Below are 15,654 nucleotides of genomic sequence, written 5' to 3' on the forward strand. Positions count from 1 at the left end.
AGCCTGAGATTACCCGCAAGCTTATGATGCGGACTTAGCGTGTCTGATCCCGCTTGAGAATGGGCTAAATGGCGCATGCGGACGGGCTGTGACAAAAAAAGCACATATCTTTCAGGCATCTTTAGGCAAGGTTGGTAAAAGCCCAGTGTTTATAAGGCTTTTATGAAACGTCCCGGACAGATATCCCGATTTTGCATAGGTCACTACCGCAAAAGGAGGATCTGCGTATGCCAGTAAAAGGCCGAAACGATTCGGCATGAATCAGGGGAACGCACCGGGCGTTCCCCTTCATTTCATTCACTTTGTGCGCTGGTATGGCCGGGTCAGTGCAGGATGATCTCGACACGCCGGTTCTGGGGTTCGCGCGTGCCGGGCCCCGTGGGCACAAGGGGGTGGGTTTCGCCATAACCGTGGATGTCGATGGCGCTGGCGGCCACCCCGTCACGGATCAGTTCGGCCTTCACGCTGTCCGCGCGGCGCAGGGACAGGCCAAGGTTGTATTTCTCGCCCCTGGGGCCGGGATGGGCGGCGGAACTGTCGGTATAGCCATTCACCTCGATACGGGTGGTCTGGACGTGGGTGGACGCCTGCGCGGCCTCGGTCACGATTTCGCGTGCCCGGCCGGTCAGCGCCGCGCCGTCCCAGTCGAAGAACACCAGATAGGTGCGCGAGGCCACCGGGGCGGCGGGAACGACGGCAGGCTGCGGTGGTGGTGGCGGGGGCGCGGTGTTGAACGCATAGCGCACGCCCACGATGAACTGGTGATTGAACCGCTGGTCGTAACGCAGGTGGGTGGTATCACGCCCCAGCGGGCCGGAATAGGACTGGTTGATCGTGCCCATGTCGAAGGATTCGACCTGGCCGATCATGCGGTATTCGGTGGTCATCTGCAGGCCCGCCACCCCCGGGATGTCATAGGCCGCGCCCACGATGCCCTGATAGGCGAAGCTGCCATTCGTGCCGTGCTGGCTTATGGTATGCTGTAGCGTGGTGATCCCGCTCACGTTCTGCCACAGGTAGCCCGCACCCACACCGACGAACGGCGTGACGGGCACGTCGATATCGAACAGGCGCTTGAGGTCGATGTCGTACAGCACATTGACGAACCCGCCATAGGAGCGGTCGCTGCCATCGGTCCGGCCGCGCATCCGGTGGCCCTTCGGGTCGCCCGTGGTCGCGGTGATGCTGCTCAGGTCGGACCAGTTGTAAACCCCTTCCACTTCGGCGCGCAGGCCGTTGCCGAAGCCCCAGCCGAAAGCAGCGAAGCCGGTCCAGCCGTCGCCATGGCGCACCTGCTGGCGTTCGTGCAGGCCGGGGTCGATCCCCTTGTCAAAGGGGCCAGTCACGGATGCCGGCGCGCCCTTGAGGTAGGTGTTGTTGATATCGTTCAGCCGCTGCCTGTCATAATCATGGACGTGCTGGGTCTGGGTCAGGTTGTAGCCACCGCCGATATCGACATAGGGGCCGGCTATGGTTGTTGCCATGGCGGCGGCGACGGGCGCCATGATCTGGGATGTCGCCAGCAATGCCACGCGAAGACGCATGTTCCCATCCTTGCAGTTCGATCAGACGCCTTCGTGCTTGCGGAAATGGGGGCATGTTCCACATCGGCCTGATACGTGTTGACACAATCGGCCCGGGGGCCGTTATCCGGAGTGCCAGCGGGAAGCGTGGGGATGGGAATGGCTGAAGACCCGCCCGCCCCGTTCCATGGCTGGACCGTTGTGCGGGGCAGGGATTGAGATATGGTAAATGCCGCGCCGCCGGGCGGAGCGAAGGGCGGGATGTTGTAAAAACGTCACATAAGGCCGTGCAGCCCGGTCAGGGCGTGCAGCCATCGGCGCGCAGGATCTCCAGCACGGCCTCATCGGGCACGTCACGGCAGGTAAAGGCCCGCCCGATGCCGCGCACCAGCACGAAGGACAGGCGGCCGTCGCGCATTTTCTTGTCGCGCTGCATGTTGCGCACGAGCTGCGTGGCCGAGAAGCTGCGCCCCGTATCGCCTATGCGCGCGGGCATGGACAGGCGGTCGAGATGGCGGGTCACGCGGTCCAGATCCTCGATGGGGCAGTAACCCAGCCGGACCGACAGCATGAACGCCAGCCGCAGGCCGATGGAGACGGCTTCCCCATGCAGCAGGCTGCCATCATAGCCCATCTCCGCCTCCAGCGCGTGGCCGAAGGTGTGGCCGAGATTGAGCAGGGCGCGGCCGTCGGTCTTGCGTTCCTCACGTTCGTCGGCAATCACCACGCGCGCCTTGAACGCGCAGGCCATGCGGATGGCTTCGGCCTGTATGGCCGGATCGCCCGACAGGACTTCGGCCCCGTTGCGTTCGCACCAGTCGAACAGCCCCGCATCGCCCAGCAGCCCGGACTTGACGATTTCGGCATACCCCGCGCGCAGTTCGCGCACCGGCAGGGTGGCGAGGGTGGATGTATCGGCCAGCACCGCGATGGGCTGGTGGAACGCGCCGAGCAGGTTCTTGCCAAACGGGGTATTGATACCGGTCTTGCCACCGACGGAGGAATCCACCTGCGAAAGCAGCGTTGTGGGAATCTGCACGAAGGGCAGCCCGCGCAGCGTGGTGGCGGCGCAGAACCCGGCCAGATCCCCCACCACGCCCCCGCCCAGCGCCACGACCGTGGTGCCGCGCTCCACATGGGCTTCCAGCAGCGCGTTGGTCACGTGTTCATACATGCCGATGGTTTTCGAGCCCTCACCGGGCGGGATGGAGATGACCTCGGCGCGGGTGCCGGTTTCCTCCAGCCCTTCCAGCAGGCGGGGCAGGTGCAGGGGGGCGACGGTTTCATCCGTCAGGATCATCACGCGCTTCTGCGGCAGCACGGGGGCAAGCAGGGCCCCGGCCCGCCGGACCACATCCGCGCCGATGATGACATCGTAACTGCCCCGTTCCAGCCGCACCGGCACGCGCAGGGGCTGCCGGCCCTGCTTCAGGGCCCCTATGACATGGTCGGCGCTGTGTTCCACGCTATCTTCTCCACAATCCACGATAATATCCGCCTCCGCATAGACCGGGTGGCGCACGCGCATGAGATCGGCCAGCACCGCATGGGGCGCGGCCGTATTGAGCAGCGGGCGATGGGTCCGGTCCGCCACGCGCTGCACCAGCACCGGCAGCGGGCAGCGCAGCCAGATGGAAACGGCATGCTCGCGCACGCTGGCGCGCGTACGCGCATCCATGAAAGCGCCGCCCCCCGTGGCCAGAACCACCGGCGGCCCGGCCAGCAGGCGGCGGATGACCAGCCTTTCGCCCCGGCGGAATTCCGGTTCGCCATATTTTTCGAACAGGTCGGCGATGGTGCAGCCGGCGGCGCGTTCGATTTCCTCATCCGAATCGACGAACGGAATACCCAGCCGCGTGGCCAGGATGCGGCCTATGGTCGTCTTGCCCGCCCCCATGAGCCCGACAAGCACGATGGTGCGCCCGCCGCCCGCCCGCCGGGGGGCGGCGGGGCCGACGGCGTTCAGGTCAAGCGGAATGGTGAGCGAAGGGGACTCCGGGCCGGGCCGGTGGGGGGGAATCGGGCGTGACATGGCGGGCAACCTAACATACAGCAGGACGGAACCGGTAGAGTCCGCAGGCGGGATCACGCCCGCGCTGGCGGGGGGGCATGCCCCGCGCCACGGATGGACAGGGCGCCGGGTTGCGCAGGATATGGGAAGCGGTTTGATGATCCGTATTGTTATTGCCGTGATTGGCGTGCTCGCCCTCGGTGGGGTGGGGGTTTTTGTCTCGCTGGGCGTCTTTCCGCCCGCGCTGGTGCAGCATGACGTGCATAAGGATATTCCGATGGCGCTTGCCGCCGCCCCGCCGCCGCCCGCGTCCCCGCTGGGCGTGCCCGCGGCCCTGCCTGTCGCCCCCCTGGCCCCGGCGCGGTAAGCGGGGCCACCAGTGGGCGGCGACGGAACCGATGCGTTTTTGGAAATGCTGGCCGCCGAGCGTGGCGCCGCGGTCAACACCATCCGCGCCTATGCCCGTGATCTGGAGGACATGGCGCGCGTACTGCACGCATGTGGGCTGACGCCCCTCGTGGCGGGGGAAGATGACCTGCGCGCCTATCTGTCAGGTCTGGCGCGGCAGGGGCTGGCCCCGCGCACGCAGGCGCGCAGGCTTTCGTGCCTGAAGCAGTATTTCCTGTTTCTGGCGCGGGAGGGCATGCGGGCGGACAACCCCGCCGCCCTGCTTGAAGCGCCCCGGCTGGATGCGCCCCTGCCGCGTTTCCTGTCGGAAGGGGAGGTGACGGCGCTGCTGGCCGCGTGCGAACCCGAAGCGGATGCGACGCCCGCGCGCAGGCGGCGGCTGCTCATGGCGCGCGCGGCGCTGGAAATGCTGTACGCGTCGGGCCTGCGCATATCGGAACTGCTGTCCCTGCCGCGCCGCGCGCTGGACGCCGCCCCCGGCATGATGCTGGTGCGCGGCAAGGGGGGGCGCGAGCGCATGGTGCCCATGTCGGCCCGCGCCCGCGCCGCCGCCCGGGCGCTCATGGACATGGATGCCGGGCGTGAAAGCCCGTACCTGTTTCCCGGCAGGGGGCCTGCGCGGGCCATGACGCGGCAGGGATTCGACCGGATCATGCATGACGTGGCGCTGCGCGCGGGGCTGGACCCGGCGCGGCTTTCGCCCCATGTGCTGCGTCATTCCTTCGCCACGCACCTGCTGGCGCACGGGGCGGATCTGCGCGCGCTCCAGGTGCTGCTGGGGCATGCCGACATCGCGACCACGCAGATCTATACCCATGTCATGCTCGACCGCCTGCGCGACGCGGTGGCCCGGCATCACCCGCTTGCGCGGATGCCGGTTGCGCAGGCGGGATAGACAAAAATGCATGGCGGGGAGAATTCCCTGCGTGAAAATGTTTGGCTGGCGTGCAGGCTGTGCTATCGGCAGCGCATGCGCCAGTTTCTAGATTTCGAAAAGTCGGTCGCCGAACTTGAGAACAAGATCGACGAGCTTCGCACGATGTCCGGTCCGGACGGGATCAACATCGCCGATGAGATCACCCGGTTGGGCGAAAAAGCCGACCGGCAGTTGCGTGCCGCCTATGCCAAGCTGACACCGGGGCAGAAGGTACAGGTCGCGCGCCATGCCCAGCGCCCGCATACGGTCGATTACATCGGCACGCTGATAACCGAATTCTCCCCGCTGGCGGGTGATCGCCTGTTTGGTGAGGACAAGGCCATCATCGGTGGCGTGGGGCGCTTCAGGGACCAGCCCGTGGTGGTGATCGGGACCGAGCGCGGGGCCGAGATCGAGACACGGCTCAAGCATAATTTCGGCATGGCCCGGCCCGAAGGCTACCGCAAGGCGCAGCGCCTGATGCGGCTGGCGGGACGATTCGGCCTGCCGGTCCTGACCTTTATCGACACCTCCGGCGCATGGCCCGGCATCGATGCCGAGGCGCGCGGGCAGGCCGAAGCCATCGCGCGTTCGATCGAGACCTGCCTGAGCGTGCCGGTGCCGGTCATCGCCACCGTGATTGGCGAAGGCGGTTCCGGCGGGGCCGTGGCGCTGGGCGCGGGCGACCGCGTGATGATGCTGGAACACGCGATCTATTCCGTCATCTCGCCCGAGGCCTGCGCTTCCATCCTGTGGCGCGACCCCAAGCTGGCCCCCACTGCTGCGGATGCGCTCAAGCTGACTGCGCAGGACCTGCTTCAGCTCGGGCTGATCGACCGGATCATTCCCGAACCGCTGGGTGGCGCGCAGCGCGACCCGCAGGCCGCGATTCGCGCCGTGGGCGACGCCATCGCGGCTGAAATGCCCGCGCTGCTGGCGCGTGAACCGGCACTGCTCAAGGCGCAGCGGCGTGAAAAATTCCTCGCCATGGGGCGTGAAGCCATCAACGTGAAGCCCTGACCCGCCACCCCGTGCCGCAGGCGCGGCGCGGCGGCCCCTGCGGCGGTCCCCTGCGGCGATCCGTGTTTCAGGGCCGGTCCGGCTCACCCGCATGGGGCTCGAAGCCGAACGATACGATCATGTCGCGCACGGCCTGCGCGGCGGCGCTGACCGCCTGCGCGTCCGTACCCTTGCACAGCAGGCACACGCCCCGCCGGGTTTCATCCAGCCGGTAGGGGTAGGATCCGATATCTATGCCGGGGTAGAGATGCTGTATCGCTTCAAGCCGGGCGGCAAGCGTGCCCTCGTACAGCCCGTTCACGTGCCATGCCTGTGATGTGACCGGCGTGCCGTGGGTCAGGGTGGGCAGCACGGCATCGAACATCGCGCGCATGATGCGCGGCACCCCCGCCATGACATGCACATTGCCGATGCTGAATCCGGGCGCCACCGATACCGTGTTGCGGATCGGGACGGCCCCCTGCGGCATCGTGGCCATGCGCTGGCGGGCGGCGTTGAATTCCCCGGGGGCGAAATGCGCCTCGAGTTCGCGGAAGGTCTCGGGGTGGTGCACCCACGGCACGCCGAACGATTCCGCAACGCAGGCGGAGGTGATATCGTCATGCGTCGGGCCGATGCCGCCGGTGGTGAACACATTGTCATAGGCGGCGCGGGCATCCGTTACATTACGGACAATGACGGCGCGGATGTCCGGTATGATCCGGACCTCGCTCAGTGTAATGCCGGTTTCCGACAGGCGGCGTGCGATATACTGCACGTTAACATCCTGTGTCCGGCCGGACAGGATCTCGTTGCCGATGACCAGCAGGCAGGCGGTGGGGTTCATGAAGCACATTCCACTAGGTTGCGGGCGGGAGCATTTTCTCCCCATCCTATAACGACAGCCAGACAATCGGAAGGAGAGGACATGGATACGGCATCAATGCCACAACCGCACTGCGTATGGGATATCCAGGCGCAACTGGGCGAGGGGCCGGTCTGGTCCGCATCCGAACAGGCGCTGTATTTTGTCGATATCGTGGGTCGCGCCATCCATCGCTTCCATCCCGCCACCGGCGCGCGGACCTCATGGCCCACGCCGTTGCGGCCCGGTTTCGTGGTGCCGGTCAGTGACGGCACGCTCCTGTGCGGGCTGAAGGATGGGCTGTACCGCTTCGATCCGGCATCGGGCGATGTCCGGCGCTCGGTCGCGGTGGAGCCGGGCCAGCCGGGCAACCGGATCAATGATGGCTGTGTCGATGCGAAGGGACGGCTGTGGTTCGGCACCATGGATGATGGTGAAACCACGCCAACGGGTGCGTTGTATTCCGTCACCCGCACGCCCGGCGGGCTGGAGGTGCTGCGCCATGATGAAGGCTATATCGTCACCAACGGTCCCGCCATCTCGCCCGATGGCGCGCTGCTGTACCATAACCACTCCCCCGCCGGGGTGATTTACGTCTTTGACCTCGCCCCCGATGGCGCGCTGTCCAACCGGCGGGTCTTCGCCCGCATCACGGATGGCTACCCCGACGGGGTGGTGGCGGACAGCGCGGGCACCCTGTGGGTGGGGGTCTGGAACGGGGGGCGGATCGAGCGTTTCCGCCCCGATGGCACGCGGCTGCCCCCCGTGGCCGTACCGGCCCGTAATGTGACGAAGGTGGCTTTTGGCGGGGCGGACCTGCGCACGCTCTACATTACCACCGCACGCAAGAACATGTCGGCGGAGGAACTGGCCCACCTGCCGCTGGCGGGTGGCCTGTTCAGCATGCGGGTGGAGGTGCCGGGGCAGGCCCCCACCGCGTTCCCGGCGGATGAGGTGACCGTGCTGGGCGCCATGGCGCGGGGTCTATAGCAGATCCTGTAGCTGCGGGATCAGCGGGCGGTCGGCATCGGGCATGGGGTAGTCGCGCAGTTTCGCGGCGGGTACCCATTCCAGTGTCTGCCCCTCCCGCGCGGTGGGGGTATTCTTCCACCGATGGCAGACATAGACCGGCATGAGCAGGTGGAAATGCCCGTAATCATGGGAAATGAACGTAAACGGCGCCAGGCAGGAACGGGCGACATCCAGGCCCAGTTCCTCGTCCAGTTCGCGTATCAGCGCGGCCTCGGGTGTTTCGCCCGGTTCGACCTTGCCGCCCGGAAACTCCCATAACCCGGCCATGGGCTTGCCCTCCGGCCTGCGGGCCAGCAGCACGCGGGCATCCGCGTCCACCAGCGCCACGGCGGCGACCAGCACCACCTTGCGCCCGCCGCCCGCTGCGTCTTCCGCCATGGCGGGGGAGTCGTCCCCGCCGGACAGGTCCGCATGGCGCGCCTCGAACAGGCGGACGGGATATTCCCCCCCGCGTGAGACGAATTCCTGCGATCCCGTCCCGTTTTCCCGAAAGCCGATGCGGCGCAGCACGGCGATGGAGGCATGGTTGTCATGCGCGGCGGAGGCCGTCAGCCGGTCCACCGGCAGGTTGGCCAGCGCCCATCGCGCCAGTCGCCCCGCCGTCGTGCTGGCCACCTTGCGGTTCCAGTGCGCGCGCCCCACCCAGTAGCCCAGCGTGCCGGAACGGTCCGCCGGGTCGATGCGCAGCCCGATGCAGCCGATCAGGGCGTCGGGCTGTTCGGATTGCGGGCAGGTAATGGCGAAATGGTAGGCTTCCCCCCGCCGGGACTGGTCGATGGTGGCGGCGATCCAGTTCTCGGTCATGGACAGCGAATAGGGGAACGGGACGCGGCTGAGCATCCGCACCACGCTCCAGTCGTTGATCAGCCTGTGCATGGTGCCCGCGTCGGAGGTGCGGACTTCACGCAGCCGGTAATCCCCGGCCTCCAGCATGAGGCCGGGTTCGTGCCCTGCTGGCTGGCTCATGCGCCGGCAACGCCCGTGGCCACCGGGGCCTCCGTATCCTGGTCGGCGGGCAGCCCGCATTCCTCCAGCAGCGCGCGCAGGTTGCAGATGACCGGGAAAATCTCCTGGTTCCGGTCGCCGCCCTGTTCGCGCCACGCCGCCTGTTCCAGTTCCACGATCTCGCGGTCCTCGCGGAAAATCCGTTCGGTAAACGCCGTCAGGAACGGCCAGGCCAGATCCAGCAGGCCCGGAATGCCCGGTCGCCGGATCGAAAGCAGCCCGAACACCCGGTTGGTCAGTTCTGCCGCGTCCTGCGGGACGTAGGCGATCCACAGATCCATGACCGGCGCGTTGTCACCTGTCTGGATGTGCAGGGTCTGGTAGGGATAGACGGTGCGGATGGTCATGACATCGCGAAACGCGAATTTCTCGCTGTTGTCGCGCTTCTGGCCAAAGATCAGCGCCTCGCCCAGCGGCTGCTTGCCCCCGGTGCGTGCGAAGCTGTAGCGCGCCTCCACCAGTCCCGGCCCACGTTCCTGCCCCAGGAAGCGCGGCTTCATCTGCCCCATCTGCTTCATGTGCATGAACTGATGGTTCATATCCATCAGGTTCTCGTGCATGAAACTGTAGTGGCAATGGACAAGCTGGCCGAAACGGCGGGTCTTGTAGGCCGGATTCGCGACCTCGGCCAGACGGGGCAGCGGGGTTGCGTCCGCCTTCGCCGCATCGCCGGGGAAGACAAAGATCAGGCCGTCCACTTCCCGCACCGGATAGGTCCGCACCCCGTTGGGCAGCTTGCCCTTGCCCAGATAGGGCACGTCGATGCAGCGGCCCGAGCGCCCGTAGGCCCAGCCATGGTAGCAGCATTGCACGGAGTCGCCCTTCACCACCCCCTGGCTGAGCGGCACCTGCCGGTGGGCGCAGCGGTCTTCCAGCGCGAAGATGCCGCCGCCCTCACGCGGGCGGACCAGGGCGATGGGCTGCCCCGCGTAGCGGGTGCCGATGGTCTTGCCCGGCTTGAGTTCCCGCGACCAGGCGACGGGATACCAGAAATCGGGGTTGGAGCGTATACGGCGCAGATCCCGCCCGCCAGGCGCGGAAGGGGTCTGCATGCTGTCAGATGGTAACGACTGGTCCATTGGCTCTCTTGACTGTTAACAGGGCATGGCAGCCGATGCGCCATGGGGCGGGTGCGGAGTGCAAGGGGGGCATCTGATTGCAACCGTATCCTGTCGCCATGGCGATATTAAGGATGTTTTTTACGGGTAGCGCAAATGGTTCGCATCATACTTGTTTTGTAACGCACGCTGCGGCGCCCGCGCGGGCGCCGGAGTTTATGACGCGGGCGACAGCTCCGCGCTCAGATCCTCGATAAACTGGAAGGCGACGCGCCCCGAACGCCCCCCGCGCGCGAGCGACCACGCATTGGCCCGGCGGGTCAGGTCCTCATCCGTGATCGGCAGGTTACGCGCGCGCGCATAACCACGGACCATATCCATGAATATGTCCTGCGCGCAGTTGTGGAAGCCGATCCACAGGCCGAAACGGTCGGACAGCGAGACCTTTTCCTCCGTTGCCTCGGAGGTGTTGATGGCGGTCGAGCTTTCGTTCTCGATCATCTCGCGCGGCATGAGGTGGCGGCGGTTGGACGTGGCGTAGAACAGCACGTTTTCCGGCCGCCCGGCGATGCCGCCGTCCAGCACCGACTTCAGGGCCTTGTAATCCGCGTCCTCCCGCTCGAAGGACAGGTCATCGCAGAACACGATGAACCGGCGGGGGCTTTCGCGCAGCAGGGCCAGCAGTTCGGGCAGGGTGGCCAGATCCTCGCGCTGGATTTCGATCAGCGCCACCCGGCCCCTGCCCGGGGCCGCCGGCCTGCCGTCCACAAGGTTGGCCTGCGCGTGCGCCGCCTTGACCAGCGAGGACTTGCCCATCCCGCGCGCGCCCCACAGCATCGCGTTATTGGCCGGAAGGCCACGGGCGAAGTGCAGCGTATTGTCCAGTATCATCCGGCGCTGGCGCTCGATGCCCTGCAGCAGTTCCATCCCGACATGGGCCACATGGGGCACCGCCGTCAGGCGGCCAAGGGCGGGATGCCAGATGAAGGCGTCCGCGCCATCCAGCCCGGCAAGGGAGGGCGCGGGCGGGGAAAGGCGCTCAAGCGCCGCCGCGATACGTTCGAGAACGGGAAGGGAAGTGCTGTCCATCGTCGATCCTGATTCAGCATGACAGAAAGCGGGGGCCGCAGGCCACCGCGGGATCCGGAGCGCGTTGGCCAGTTACAGCGGGCGAACGCCTTGACGGGAAACAGGCGAAAACTATGGTCCGCATGGCAAACCCGCAACCCGTTCCATCCCTTCTTGTGCCGGAAAGATATCAATGCCTTCGATTTTCAATGATTTACTGACCACCCCCGCCCATGCCCAGTCCGCTGGCGGCGGTTTTCTGAGCGCGGATGGCCTGATGGCGATGCTGCCCTATGTGGCCATGTTCGGCATTTTCTATTTCCTGCTGATCCGCCCGCAGCAGGTCAAGCAGAAGCAGTTGCGCAACCAGCTTTCCGCCCTGCGCCGGGGGGACCGGGTGCTGACGGCAGGCGGCATCATTGGCGTGGTGCAGAAAATACAGCCGGATTCGAACGAGATGGAAGTCGAGATCGCCCAGGGCGTGCGCGTGCTCGTGCTGCGTGACACCATAAGCTCGGTCATTACCAGCAGCGCCACCCCCGCCAATGACTCCACGCCCGAAAAGCCCGCGAAGAAGGCGTAAGCCGCCACTCCCGCCCCGCCCGGCCGCATTCGGCCGGCCGCCAGGGTGAACTTCCCCCGCGCTGTGCCGTTCTGTGCCTAAAGCAGGAGAAGGCATAATGCAGAGGCAGCCCGGCATTACGCACACCAGCCCGGCCGCGCGGCATGGTCCGGCCATACGCGGGCGCGCCGGGCTGATCGGGGGGCTGGCCGCACTGTCCGGCATCCTGTTCGGGCTTGATACCGGGGTCATGTCCGGTGCGCTGGACCTGATCACGCAGGAATTCATCCTGTCGGATTTCCAGCGCGAATCCCTGGTGGCCATCATGCTGATGGGGGCGGCGCTGGGGGTGCTGTGCGCGGCGTGGCTGTCGCACGCATGGGGGCGCAAGCGCACGCTGGTCCTGACGGCGGGGCTGTTCGTGATCGGCCCGCTGCTCTGCGCCGAAGCCTCTTCGTACCACATGCTCATGCTCGCCCGCCTGCTGCTGGGGGTGGCGACGGGGGCGACCACGTTCGTCACCCCGCTCTATATTGCCGAAATTGCCGATTCAGGCCGCCGTGGCGCGATGATCCTGGGCTACCAGCTCATGATCTCGCTGGGGCTGCTTTCGGCCTTCGTGTCCGACGGGCTGTTCTCCTATTTCGGGGTGTGGCGGTGGATGCTGGGCATTGTCGGCTTTCCGGGGCTCGTGTTCATGATGGGGGTGCTGTTCCTGCCCCCCAGCCCGCGCTGGCTGCTGGCGCAGGGGCGCGAGCGTGACGCGCGGCGGGTGCTGATCGAACTGCGCGGCCTGCCCCGGCTGGTCATGGCCGAGCGCAACGCCATCATGGCGCAGCTTGTGGCCCGCAGGGACGGGATCGGCAATTTCGTGAACGATCCCAACTGCCGCCGCGCCATGTGGCTGGCGGTGGGGTTGCAGACGGCGCAGCAGTTCTCCGGCATCAACGCGGTGCTGTATTACGCGCCCCATATCATCGGGCTGGCGGGGTACAGCCACAATGTGCAGATCTGGGGGCCGGTCGGGGTCGGGGTCATCAACCTGCTGTCCACCTGCGGGGCCATTGGCTGCGTGGACCGCATCGGGCGGCGGCCGATGCTGATTGGCGGGTTCGCGGTCATGGCGGTGGCCATGGCGGGGCTGGCGGTCACCCTGGCCGATGGCGGGGCGCTGCCGCCCACGGCGGGCATGCAGTGGTTGATAGGCGGGTTCATGCTGGTGTTCGTCGCGGCGTTCGCGTTTTCGGCGGGTCCGCTGGCGTGGCTGCTCTGCGCCGAGATCCTGCCCCTGCGCGGGCGTGAATTCGGCATGGCCTGCTCCACCTGCGCCAACTGGGTCGCGAACATGCTGGTCAGCATCACGTTCCTGACCGGGGTCGAGGTGCTGGGGGTGGGCCGTGTCATGTGGGGATACGCGACGCTGAACGCGCTGTGCATGCTTATGGCGATACGGTGCGTGCCCGAAACGCGCGGCATGACGCTGGAACAGATCGAGGCGGAACTCATGCGCGGCACGCCGCTGCGCGCGCTGGGCCGGTCCATGCGGCCGGGCCGGTAGCATGGCCCGGTAGCATGGCGATGTACTGCAATGGATACAAAAAAACCCGGCGCGCGGCCGGGTTTTCCGTTCTGAATCTGGCCTGAAGGGCTGATCAGGCGGACTGGAGCTGGGCCTCGGCGAACTCGTAGTTGGCCAGCTTGTCCAGGTAGTTGACGATGTAGTCGGGGCGACGGTTGCGGAAGTCGAGGTAGTAGGAGTGTTCCCACACATCCAGGCCCAGCAGCACCTTGCCATGGCCTTCGGCCAGCGGGTTGGAGCCGTTGCCGGTCTTGGTCACCTTCAGCTTGCCGTCGGACGCCAGCACCAGCCATGCCCAGCCCGAGCCGAACTGCGATGCGGCGGCGGCCTTGAAGTCGGCCTTGAACTTGTCGATGCTGCCGAAATCCTCAACCAGCTTCTTGGACAGGGAATCCGGAATCGCCCCACCCTTGGGTGACAGGTTGTGCCAGAACAGGATGTGGTTCCAATGCTGGCCCGCGTTGTTGAACACGGGGGCGAGGTCGGGCTTGCCCTTGACCATGAGGATGATTTCCTCAAGCGACTTGCCCTGAAGTTCCGGCTTGGATTCGACAAAGCCGTTCAGTGCCGTCACATAGGCCTGATGATGCTTGTCGTGATGAAGTTCCAGCGTTTCCTGGCACATGCCACGGTTGGCAAGCGCATTATAGGCGAAGGGCAGGGACGGCAATTCGAAAGCCATGAACATTCTCCTGAAAACTGCAAGGGGCGGCGCGTGGCCGCCATATCCAAATTGCTATGGGTGCGGAGCAGGTGCGTCAAGTGACGGACAGATGAGCGCGCCCCTCCATTACCTTCCGGCCCAAACGCCATGACCGGGCATATGGATGCATCCCGATCCGGTGCGCCGGGCCTTTCCATCATGCGCGCGGCGCGCCGCGCGGACCCCGATCGCTTCTTCTGCGCGCTGTTCCTGCCGCCGCCCGCGCGTGAGGCGGCGATGGTGCTGATCGCCTTCAATCATGAATGCACGCGGGCCGTGGCGACATCGGCGTCATGGTCCGTCGCCGGTCCCATGGCGGGGCTGATCCGCCTGCAATGGTGGCGCGATGTGCTGGAAAGCGGCAACCCGCACCGCCATGACACGGCGGTGGCGTTGCTGGACCTGCTGGCGCGCGGAGTGGTCCATCACGCGGCGGTGGAGGGGATCATTACCGCACGGGAATGTGAACTGGAGGGCCTGCCCGACCAGCCCGCATGGCAGGCCGCCATGCTGGAGGGCGCGGGTGGCGTGCAGGTCGCCATGGCGGAGGCCGCGGGTGTGCGCGATACCGCGTGTCTGGCGCGTATCCGCCTTATGGGCGGTATTTACGGGGTCGGCGCGCTGGTGCGCTACCTGCCCGCCGTGCTGCGGGCGGGGCGCTGCCCCCTGCCCGAGGATGCGCTGGCCGAAGCAGGACTGACGCGCGATGGCCTGCGCACCGGGCAGGCGACGGATACCCAGATCGCCCGCCTGCGCGATGGGCTGCGCCAGCAGGCGGGCGCGTGGCTGGAGGCGGCGCGCGCCGGTGGCCGCCTGCCGCGCACGGCATTTGCCGCCGGTCTGCCCGCCGTGCTGGGGCTGCGTGACATGCGGCCCCACGTCGCGCGGGATGATGGCACGTCGCCACGCGGGCTGGGCGACCGGCTGGCCGTGATGGGCGCGTTGTTGCGCCGCCGGCTGTAGGCGGGAGTCGGGCGGTCGGTCAGGGCGTATTGGCCACCAGGCTTTCCATGACCGCGAACAGGGCGGAATAATCCTGATCGGGGTGGCGGCGGCGCGTGAGCGACAGGCCCTGTGTCGCGGCGGCCATGGCGGGAAGCGGCGCGGTCTGGCGCGCGGCGTCGGTCATGAGCAGGCGCATGTCCTTCTGCATGAGGCGTGCGGGGAACTGCGGGCTGAAATCTCCCGTTTTCGCGGCCTTGAGCTTGCGTTTGTGGTGCGGTGAGATCACGGGCACCTCATCCAGCGCGTCGAACAGCATGGTGCGGTCAAGTCCCGCCGCCAGCCCGTAGGTCACGCCTTCCGCCACCACGGCGAGCGTAGCCCCCATGATGCCGTTGATGACCAGCTTAAGCTTCGCGCCGCTGCCAATCGGGCCCGCATGGATGGTCAGGCGGCCGATGGCGTCGAATAGGGGCTGTGCATGGCTGATATCCTCCGGCGAGCCCCCGGCCAGGACGATCAGGTTGCCCGATTCCGCCTCCGGCGTGCTGCCTGCGACCGGCGCGTCGATCAGGGTGATGCCGCGCGCCTTGCATTGCGTGGCCAGCGCCTCGGTCGTTTCGGGGGCGACGGTGCTGGTATTGATCAGCATGCTGCCCGCTTTCAGCCCCGCAAGCGCGCCCTGCGCCCCGTGCAGGGACGCGCCCAGCGCTTCGTCATCAGGCACGCAGGCGATGAGGATATCGACTTCCTGCGCCAGTGCGTGGGGCGAGGCGACGAACCGCGTGCTGCCATCCCCGCCCTTGCCCGATGGCGTATAGGCGGCGATCCGGTAGCCTGCCTTGACCAGATTGGCGCCCATGCGCGAGGCCATGGCGCCGAATCCGACAAAACCGATCAGGGGCAGGGGAGTGGTGGACATGCATATTCTCCTTGGCATGTGGCGCGCGGGCCGTCCGGCCCGCGCCAGGGGCGGCGGCCAG

General features: G+C 66.7%; 15 protein-coding genes. 7 read left to right on the forward strand and 8 right to left on the reverse strand.

Features of this window, described 5'->3' with window-relative positions; genetic code table 11:
• Nucleotides 1-323 precede the first annotated feature (323 nt).
• Together LDL28_RS12570 and aroB are read right to left on the reverse strand one after the other, a co-directional pair.
• Complete coding sequence (locus tag LDL28_RS12570; protein WP_233058852.1) at nt 324-1,544, reverse strand: OmpA family protein; 1,221 nt, start codon at nt 1,542-1,544, stop codon at nt 324-326.
• Between the two features lie 277 nt (nt 1,545-1,821).
• Entirely contained in the window at nt 1,822-3,555 is a 1,734-nt protein-coding gene (gene aroB, locus LDL28_RS12575) for a 3-dehydroquinate synthase (RefSeq protein ID WP_233058853.1), read from the reverse strand.
• A 136-nt stretch (nt 3,556-3,691) separates the two neighbouring features.
• Here aroB and LDL28_RS12580 point away from each other — a divergent pair, with 136 nt between their 5' ends.
• The 3 genes from LDL28_RS12580 to LDL28_RS12590 all read left to right on the forward strand — a co-directional run bounded on the left by LDL28_RS12580 (nt 3,692) and on the right by LDL28_RS12590 (nt 5,878).
• Nucleotides 3,692-3,901 carry a hypothetical protein gene (locus tag LDL28_RS12580; protein ID WP_233058854.1) on the forward strand — a complete coding sequence of 70 codons (210 nt, stop codon included), beginning with the start codon at nt 3,692-3,694 and terminating at the stop codon, nt 3,899-3,901.
• A 12-nt stretch (nt 3,902-3,913) separates the two neighbouring features.
• Nucleotides 3,914-4,837 carry a tyrosine recombinase gene (locus LDL28_RS12585; RefSeq protein WP_233058855.1) on the forward strand — a complete coding sequence of 308 codons (924 nt, stop codon included), beginning with the start codon at nt 3,914-3,916 and terminating at the stop codon, nt 4,835-4,837.
• A gap of 75 nt (nt 4,838-4,912) precedes the next feature.
• Entirely contained in the window at nt 4,913-5,878 is a 966-nt protein-coding gene (locus tag LDL28_RS12590) for an acetyl-CoA carboxylase carboxyltransferase subunit alpha (RefSeq protein WP_233059299.1), read from the forward strand.
• Between the two features lie 67 nt (nt 5,879-5,945).
• Here the strand turns inward: LDL28_RS12590 and LDL28_RS12595 are convergent, their stop codons facing one another.
• Entirely contained in the window at nt 5,946-6,704 is a 759-nt protein-coding gene (locus tag LDL28_RS12595; protein WP_233058856.1) for a molybdopterin-binding protein, read from the reverse strand.
• A gap of 81 nt (nt 6,705-6,785) precedes the next feature.
• Here LDL28_RS12595 and LDL28_RS12600 point away from each other — a divergent pair, with 81 nt between their 5' ends.
• Nucleotides 6,786-7,712 carry an SMP-30/gluconolactonase/LRE family protein gene (locus LDL28_RS12600; protein ID WP_233058857.1) on the forward strand — a complete coding sequence of 309 codons (927 nt, stop codon included), beginning with the start codon at nt 6,786-6,788 and terminating at the stop codon, nt 7,710-7,712.
• Here the strand turns inward: LDL28_RS12600 and mutT are convergent.
• The 3 genes from mutT to LDL28_RS12620 all read right to left on the reverse strand — a co-directional run bounded on the left by mutT (nt 7,707) and on the right by LDL28_RS12620 (nt 10,906).
• On the reverse strand, nt 7,707-8,720 hold the full coding sequence (gene mutT / locus LDL28_RS15675; RefSeq protein WP_305069308.1) for an 8-oxo-dGTP diphosphatase MutT: 1,014 nt from the start codon (nt 8,718-8,720) through the stop codon (nt 7,707-7,709). The two genes, LDL28_RS12600 and mutT, sit on opposite strands and share 6 nt — an antisense overlap.
• Entirely contained in the window at nt 8,717-9,838 is a 1,122-nt protein-coding gene (locus tag LDL28_RS12615; protein ID WP_233058858.1) for an aromatic ring-hydroxylating dioxygenase subunit alpha, read from the reverse strand. The genes mutT and LDL28_RS12615 overlap by 4 nt, the downstream gene beginning before the upstream one ends.
• A gap of 195 nt (nt 9,839-10,033) precedes the next feature.
• Nucleotides 10,034-10,906 (reverse strand): ATP-binding protein, encoded by an 873-nt coding sequence (locus tag LDL28_RS12620; RefSeq protein WP_233058859.1) that lies wholly within the window; start codon nt 10,904-10,906, stop codon nt 10,034-10,036.
• Between the two features lie 172 nt (nt 10,907-11,078).
• Here LDL28_RS12620 and yajC point away from each other — a divergent pair, with 172 nt between their 5' ends.
• Nucleotides 11,079-11,468 (forward strand): preprotein translocase subunit YajC, encoded by a 390-nt coding sequence (gene yajC / locus LDL28_RS12625; RefSeq protein WP_233058860.1) that lies wholly within the window; start codon nt 11,079-11,081, stop codon nt 11,466-11,468.
• A 97-nt stretch (nt 11,469-11,565) separates the two neighbouring features.
• Nucleotides 11,566-13,005: a sugar porter family MFS transporter gene (locus tag LDL28_RS12630; protein ID WP_233058861.1), complete on the forward strand. Its 1,440-nt coding sequence runs from the start codon at nt 11,566-11,568 to the stop codon at nt 13,003-13,005.
• A 94-nt stretch (nt 13,006-13,099) separates the two neighbouring features.
• Here the strand turns inward: LDL28_RS12630 and LDL28_RS12635 are convergent, their stop codons facing one another.
• Entirely contained in the window at nt 13,100-13,708 is a 609-nt protein-coding gene (locus tag LDL28_RS12635; RefSeq protein WP_233058862.1) for a superoxide dismutase, read from the reverse strand.
• Between the two features lie 129 nt (nt 13,709-13,837).
• Here LDL28_RS12635 and LDL28_RS12640 point away from each other — a divergent pair, with 129 nt between their 5' ends.
• Complete coding sequence (locus LDL28_RS12640) at nt 13,838-14,692, forward strand: squalene/phytoene synthase family protein (RefSeq protein ID WP_233058863.1); 855 nt, start codon at nt 13,838-13,840, stop codon at nt 14,690-14,692.
• 19 nt (nt 14,693-14,711) lie between these two features.
• Here LDL28_RS12640 and LDL28_RS12645 read toward each other — a convergent pair whose 3' ends face one another.
• Nucleotides 14,712-15,593: an NAD(P)-dependent oxidoreductase gene (locus LDL28_RS12645; protein WP_233058864.1), complete on the reverse strand. Its 882-nt coding sequence runs from the start codon at nt 15,591-15,593 to the stop codon at nt 14,712-14,714.
• Nucleotides 15,594-15,654: the final 61 nt, after the last annotated feature.

The sequence above is a fragment of the Komagataeibacter sp. FNDCR2 genome, assembly GCF_021295395.1.
Taxonomy (GTDB): Bacteria; Pseudomonadota; Alphaproteobacteria; order Acetobacterales; family Acetobacteraceae; genus Komagataeibacter.

Coding starts and splice junctions, on each gene's coding strand:
- LDL28_RS12570 (WP_233058852.1), bottom strand. CDS start 1,544: ATGCGTCTTCGCGTGGCATTGCTGGCGACATCCCAGATCATGGCGCCC.
- aroB (WP_233058853.1), bottom strand. CDS start 3,555: ATGTCACGCCCGATTCCCCCCCACCGGCCCGGCCCGGAGTCCCCTTCG.
- LDL28_RS12580 (WP_233058854.1), top strand. CDS start 3,692: ATGATCCGTATTGTTATTGCCGTGATTGGCGTGCTCGCCCTCGGTGGG.
- LDL28_RS12590 (WP_233059299.1), top strand. CDS start 4,913: ATGCGCCAGTTTCTAGATTTCGAAAAGTCGGTCGCCGAACTTGAGAAC.
- LDL28_RS12595 (WP_233058856.1), bottom strand. CDS start 6,704: ATGAACCCCACCGCCTGCCTGCTGGTCATCGGCAACGAGATCCTGTCC.
- LDL28_RS12600 (WP_233058857.1), top strand. CDS start 6,786: ATGGATACGGCATCAATGCCACAACCGCACTGCGTATGGGATATCCAG.
- mutT (WP_305069308.1), bottom strand. CDS start 8,720: ATGAGCCAGCCAGCAGGGCACGAACCCGGCCTCATGCTGGAGGCCGGG.
- LDL28_RS12615 (WP_233058858.1), bottom strand. CDS start 9,838: ATGGACCAGTCGTTACCATCTGACAGCATGCAGACCCCTTCCGCGCCT.
- LDL28_RS12620 (WP_233058859.1), bottom strand. CDS start 10,906: ATGGACAGCACTTCCCTTCCCGTTCTCGAACGTATCGCGGCGGCGCTT.
- yajC (WP_233058860.1), top strand. CDS start 11,079: ATGCCTTCGATTTTCAATGATTTACTGACCACCCCCGCCCATGCCCAG.
- LDL28_RS12630 (WP_233058861.1), top strand. CDS start 11,566: ATGCAGAGGCAGCCCGGCATTACGCACACCAGCCCGGCCGCGCGGCAT.
- LDL28_RS12635 (WP_233058862.1), bottom strand. CDS start 13,708: ATGGCTTTCGAATTGCCGTCCCTGCCCTTCGCCTATAATGCGCTTGCC.
- LDL28_RS12640 (WP_233058863.1), top strand. CDS start 13,838: ATGACCGGGCATATGGATGCATCCCGATCCGGTGCGCCGGGCCTTTCC.
- LDL28_RS12645 (WP_233058864.1), bottom strand. CDS start 15,593: ATGTCCACCACTCCCCTGCCCCTGATCGGTTTTGTCGGATTCGGCGCC.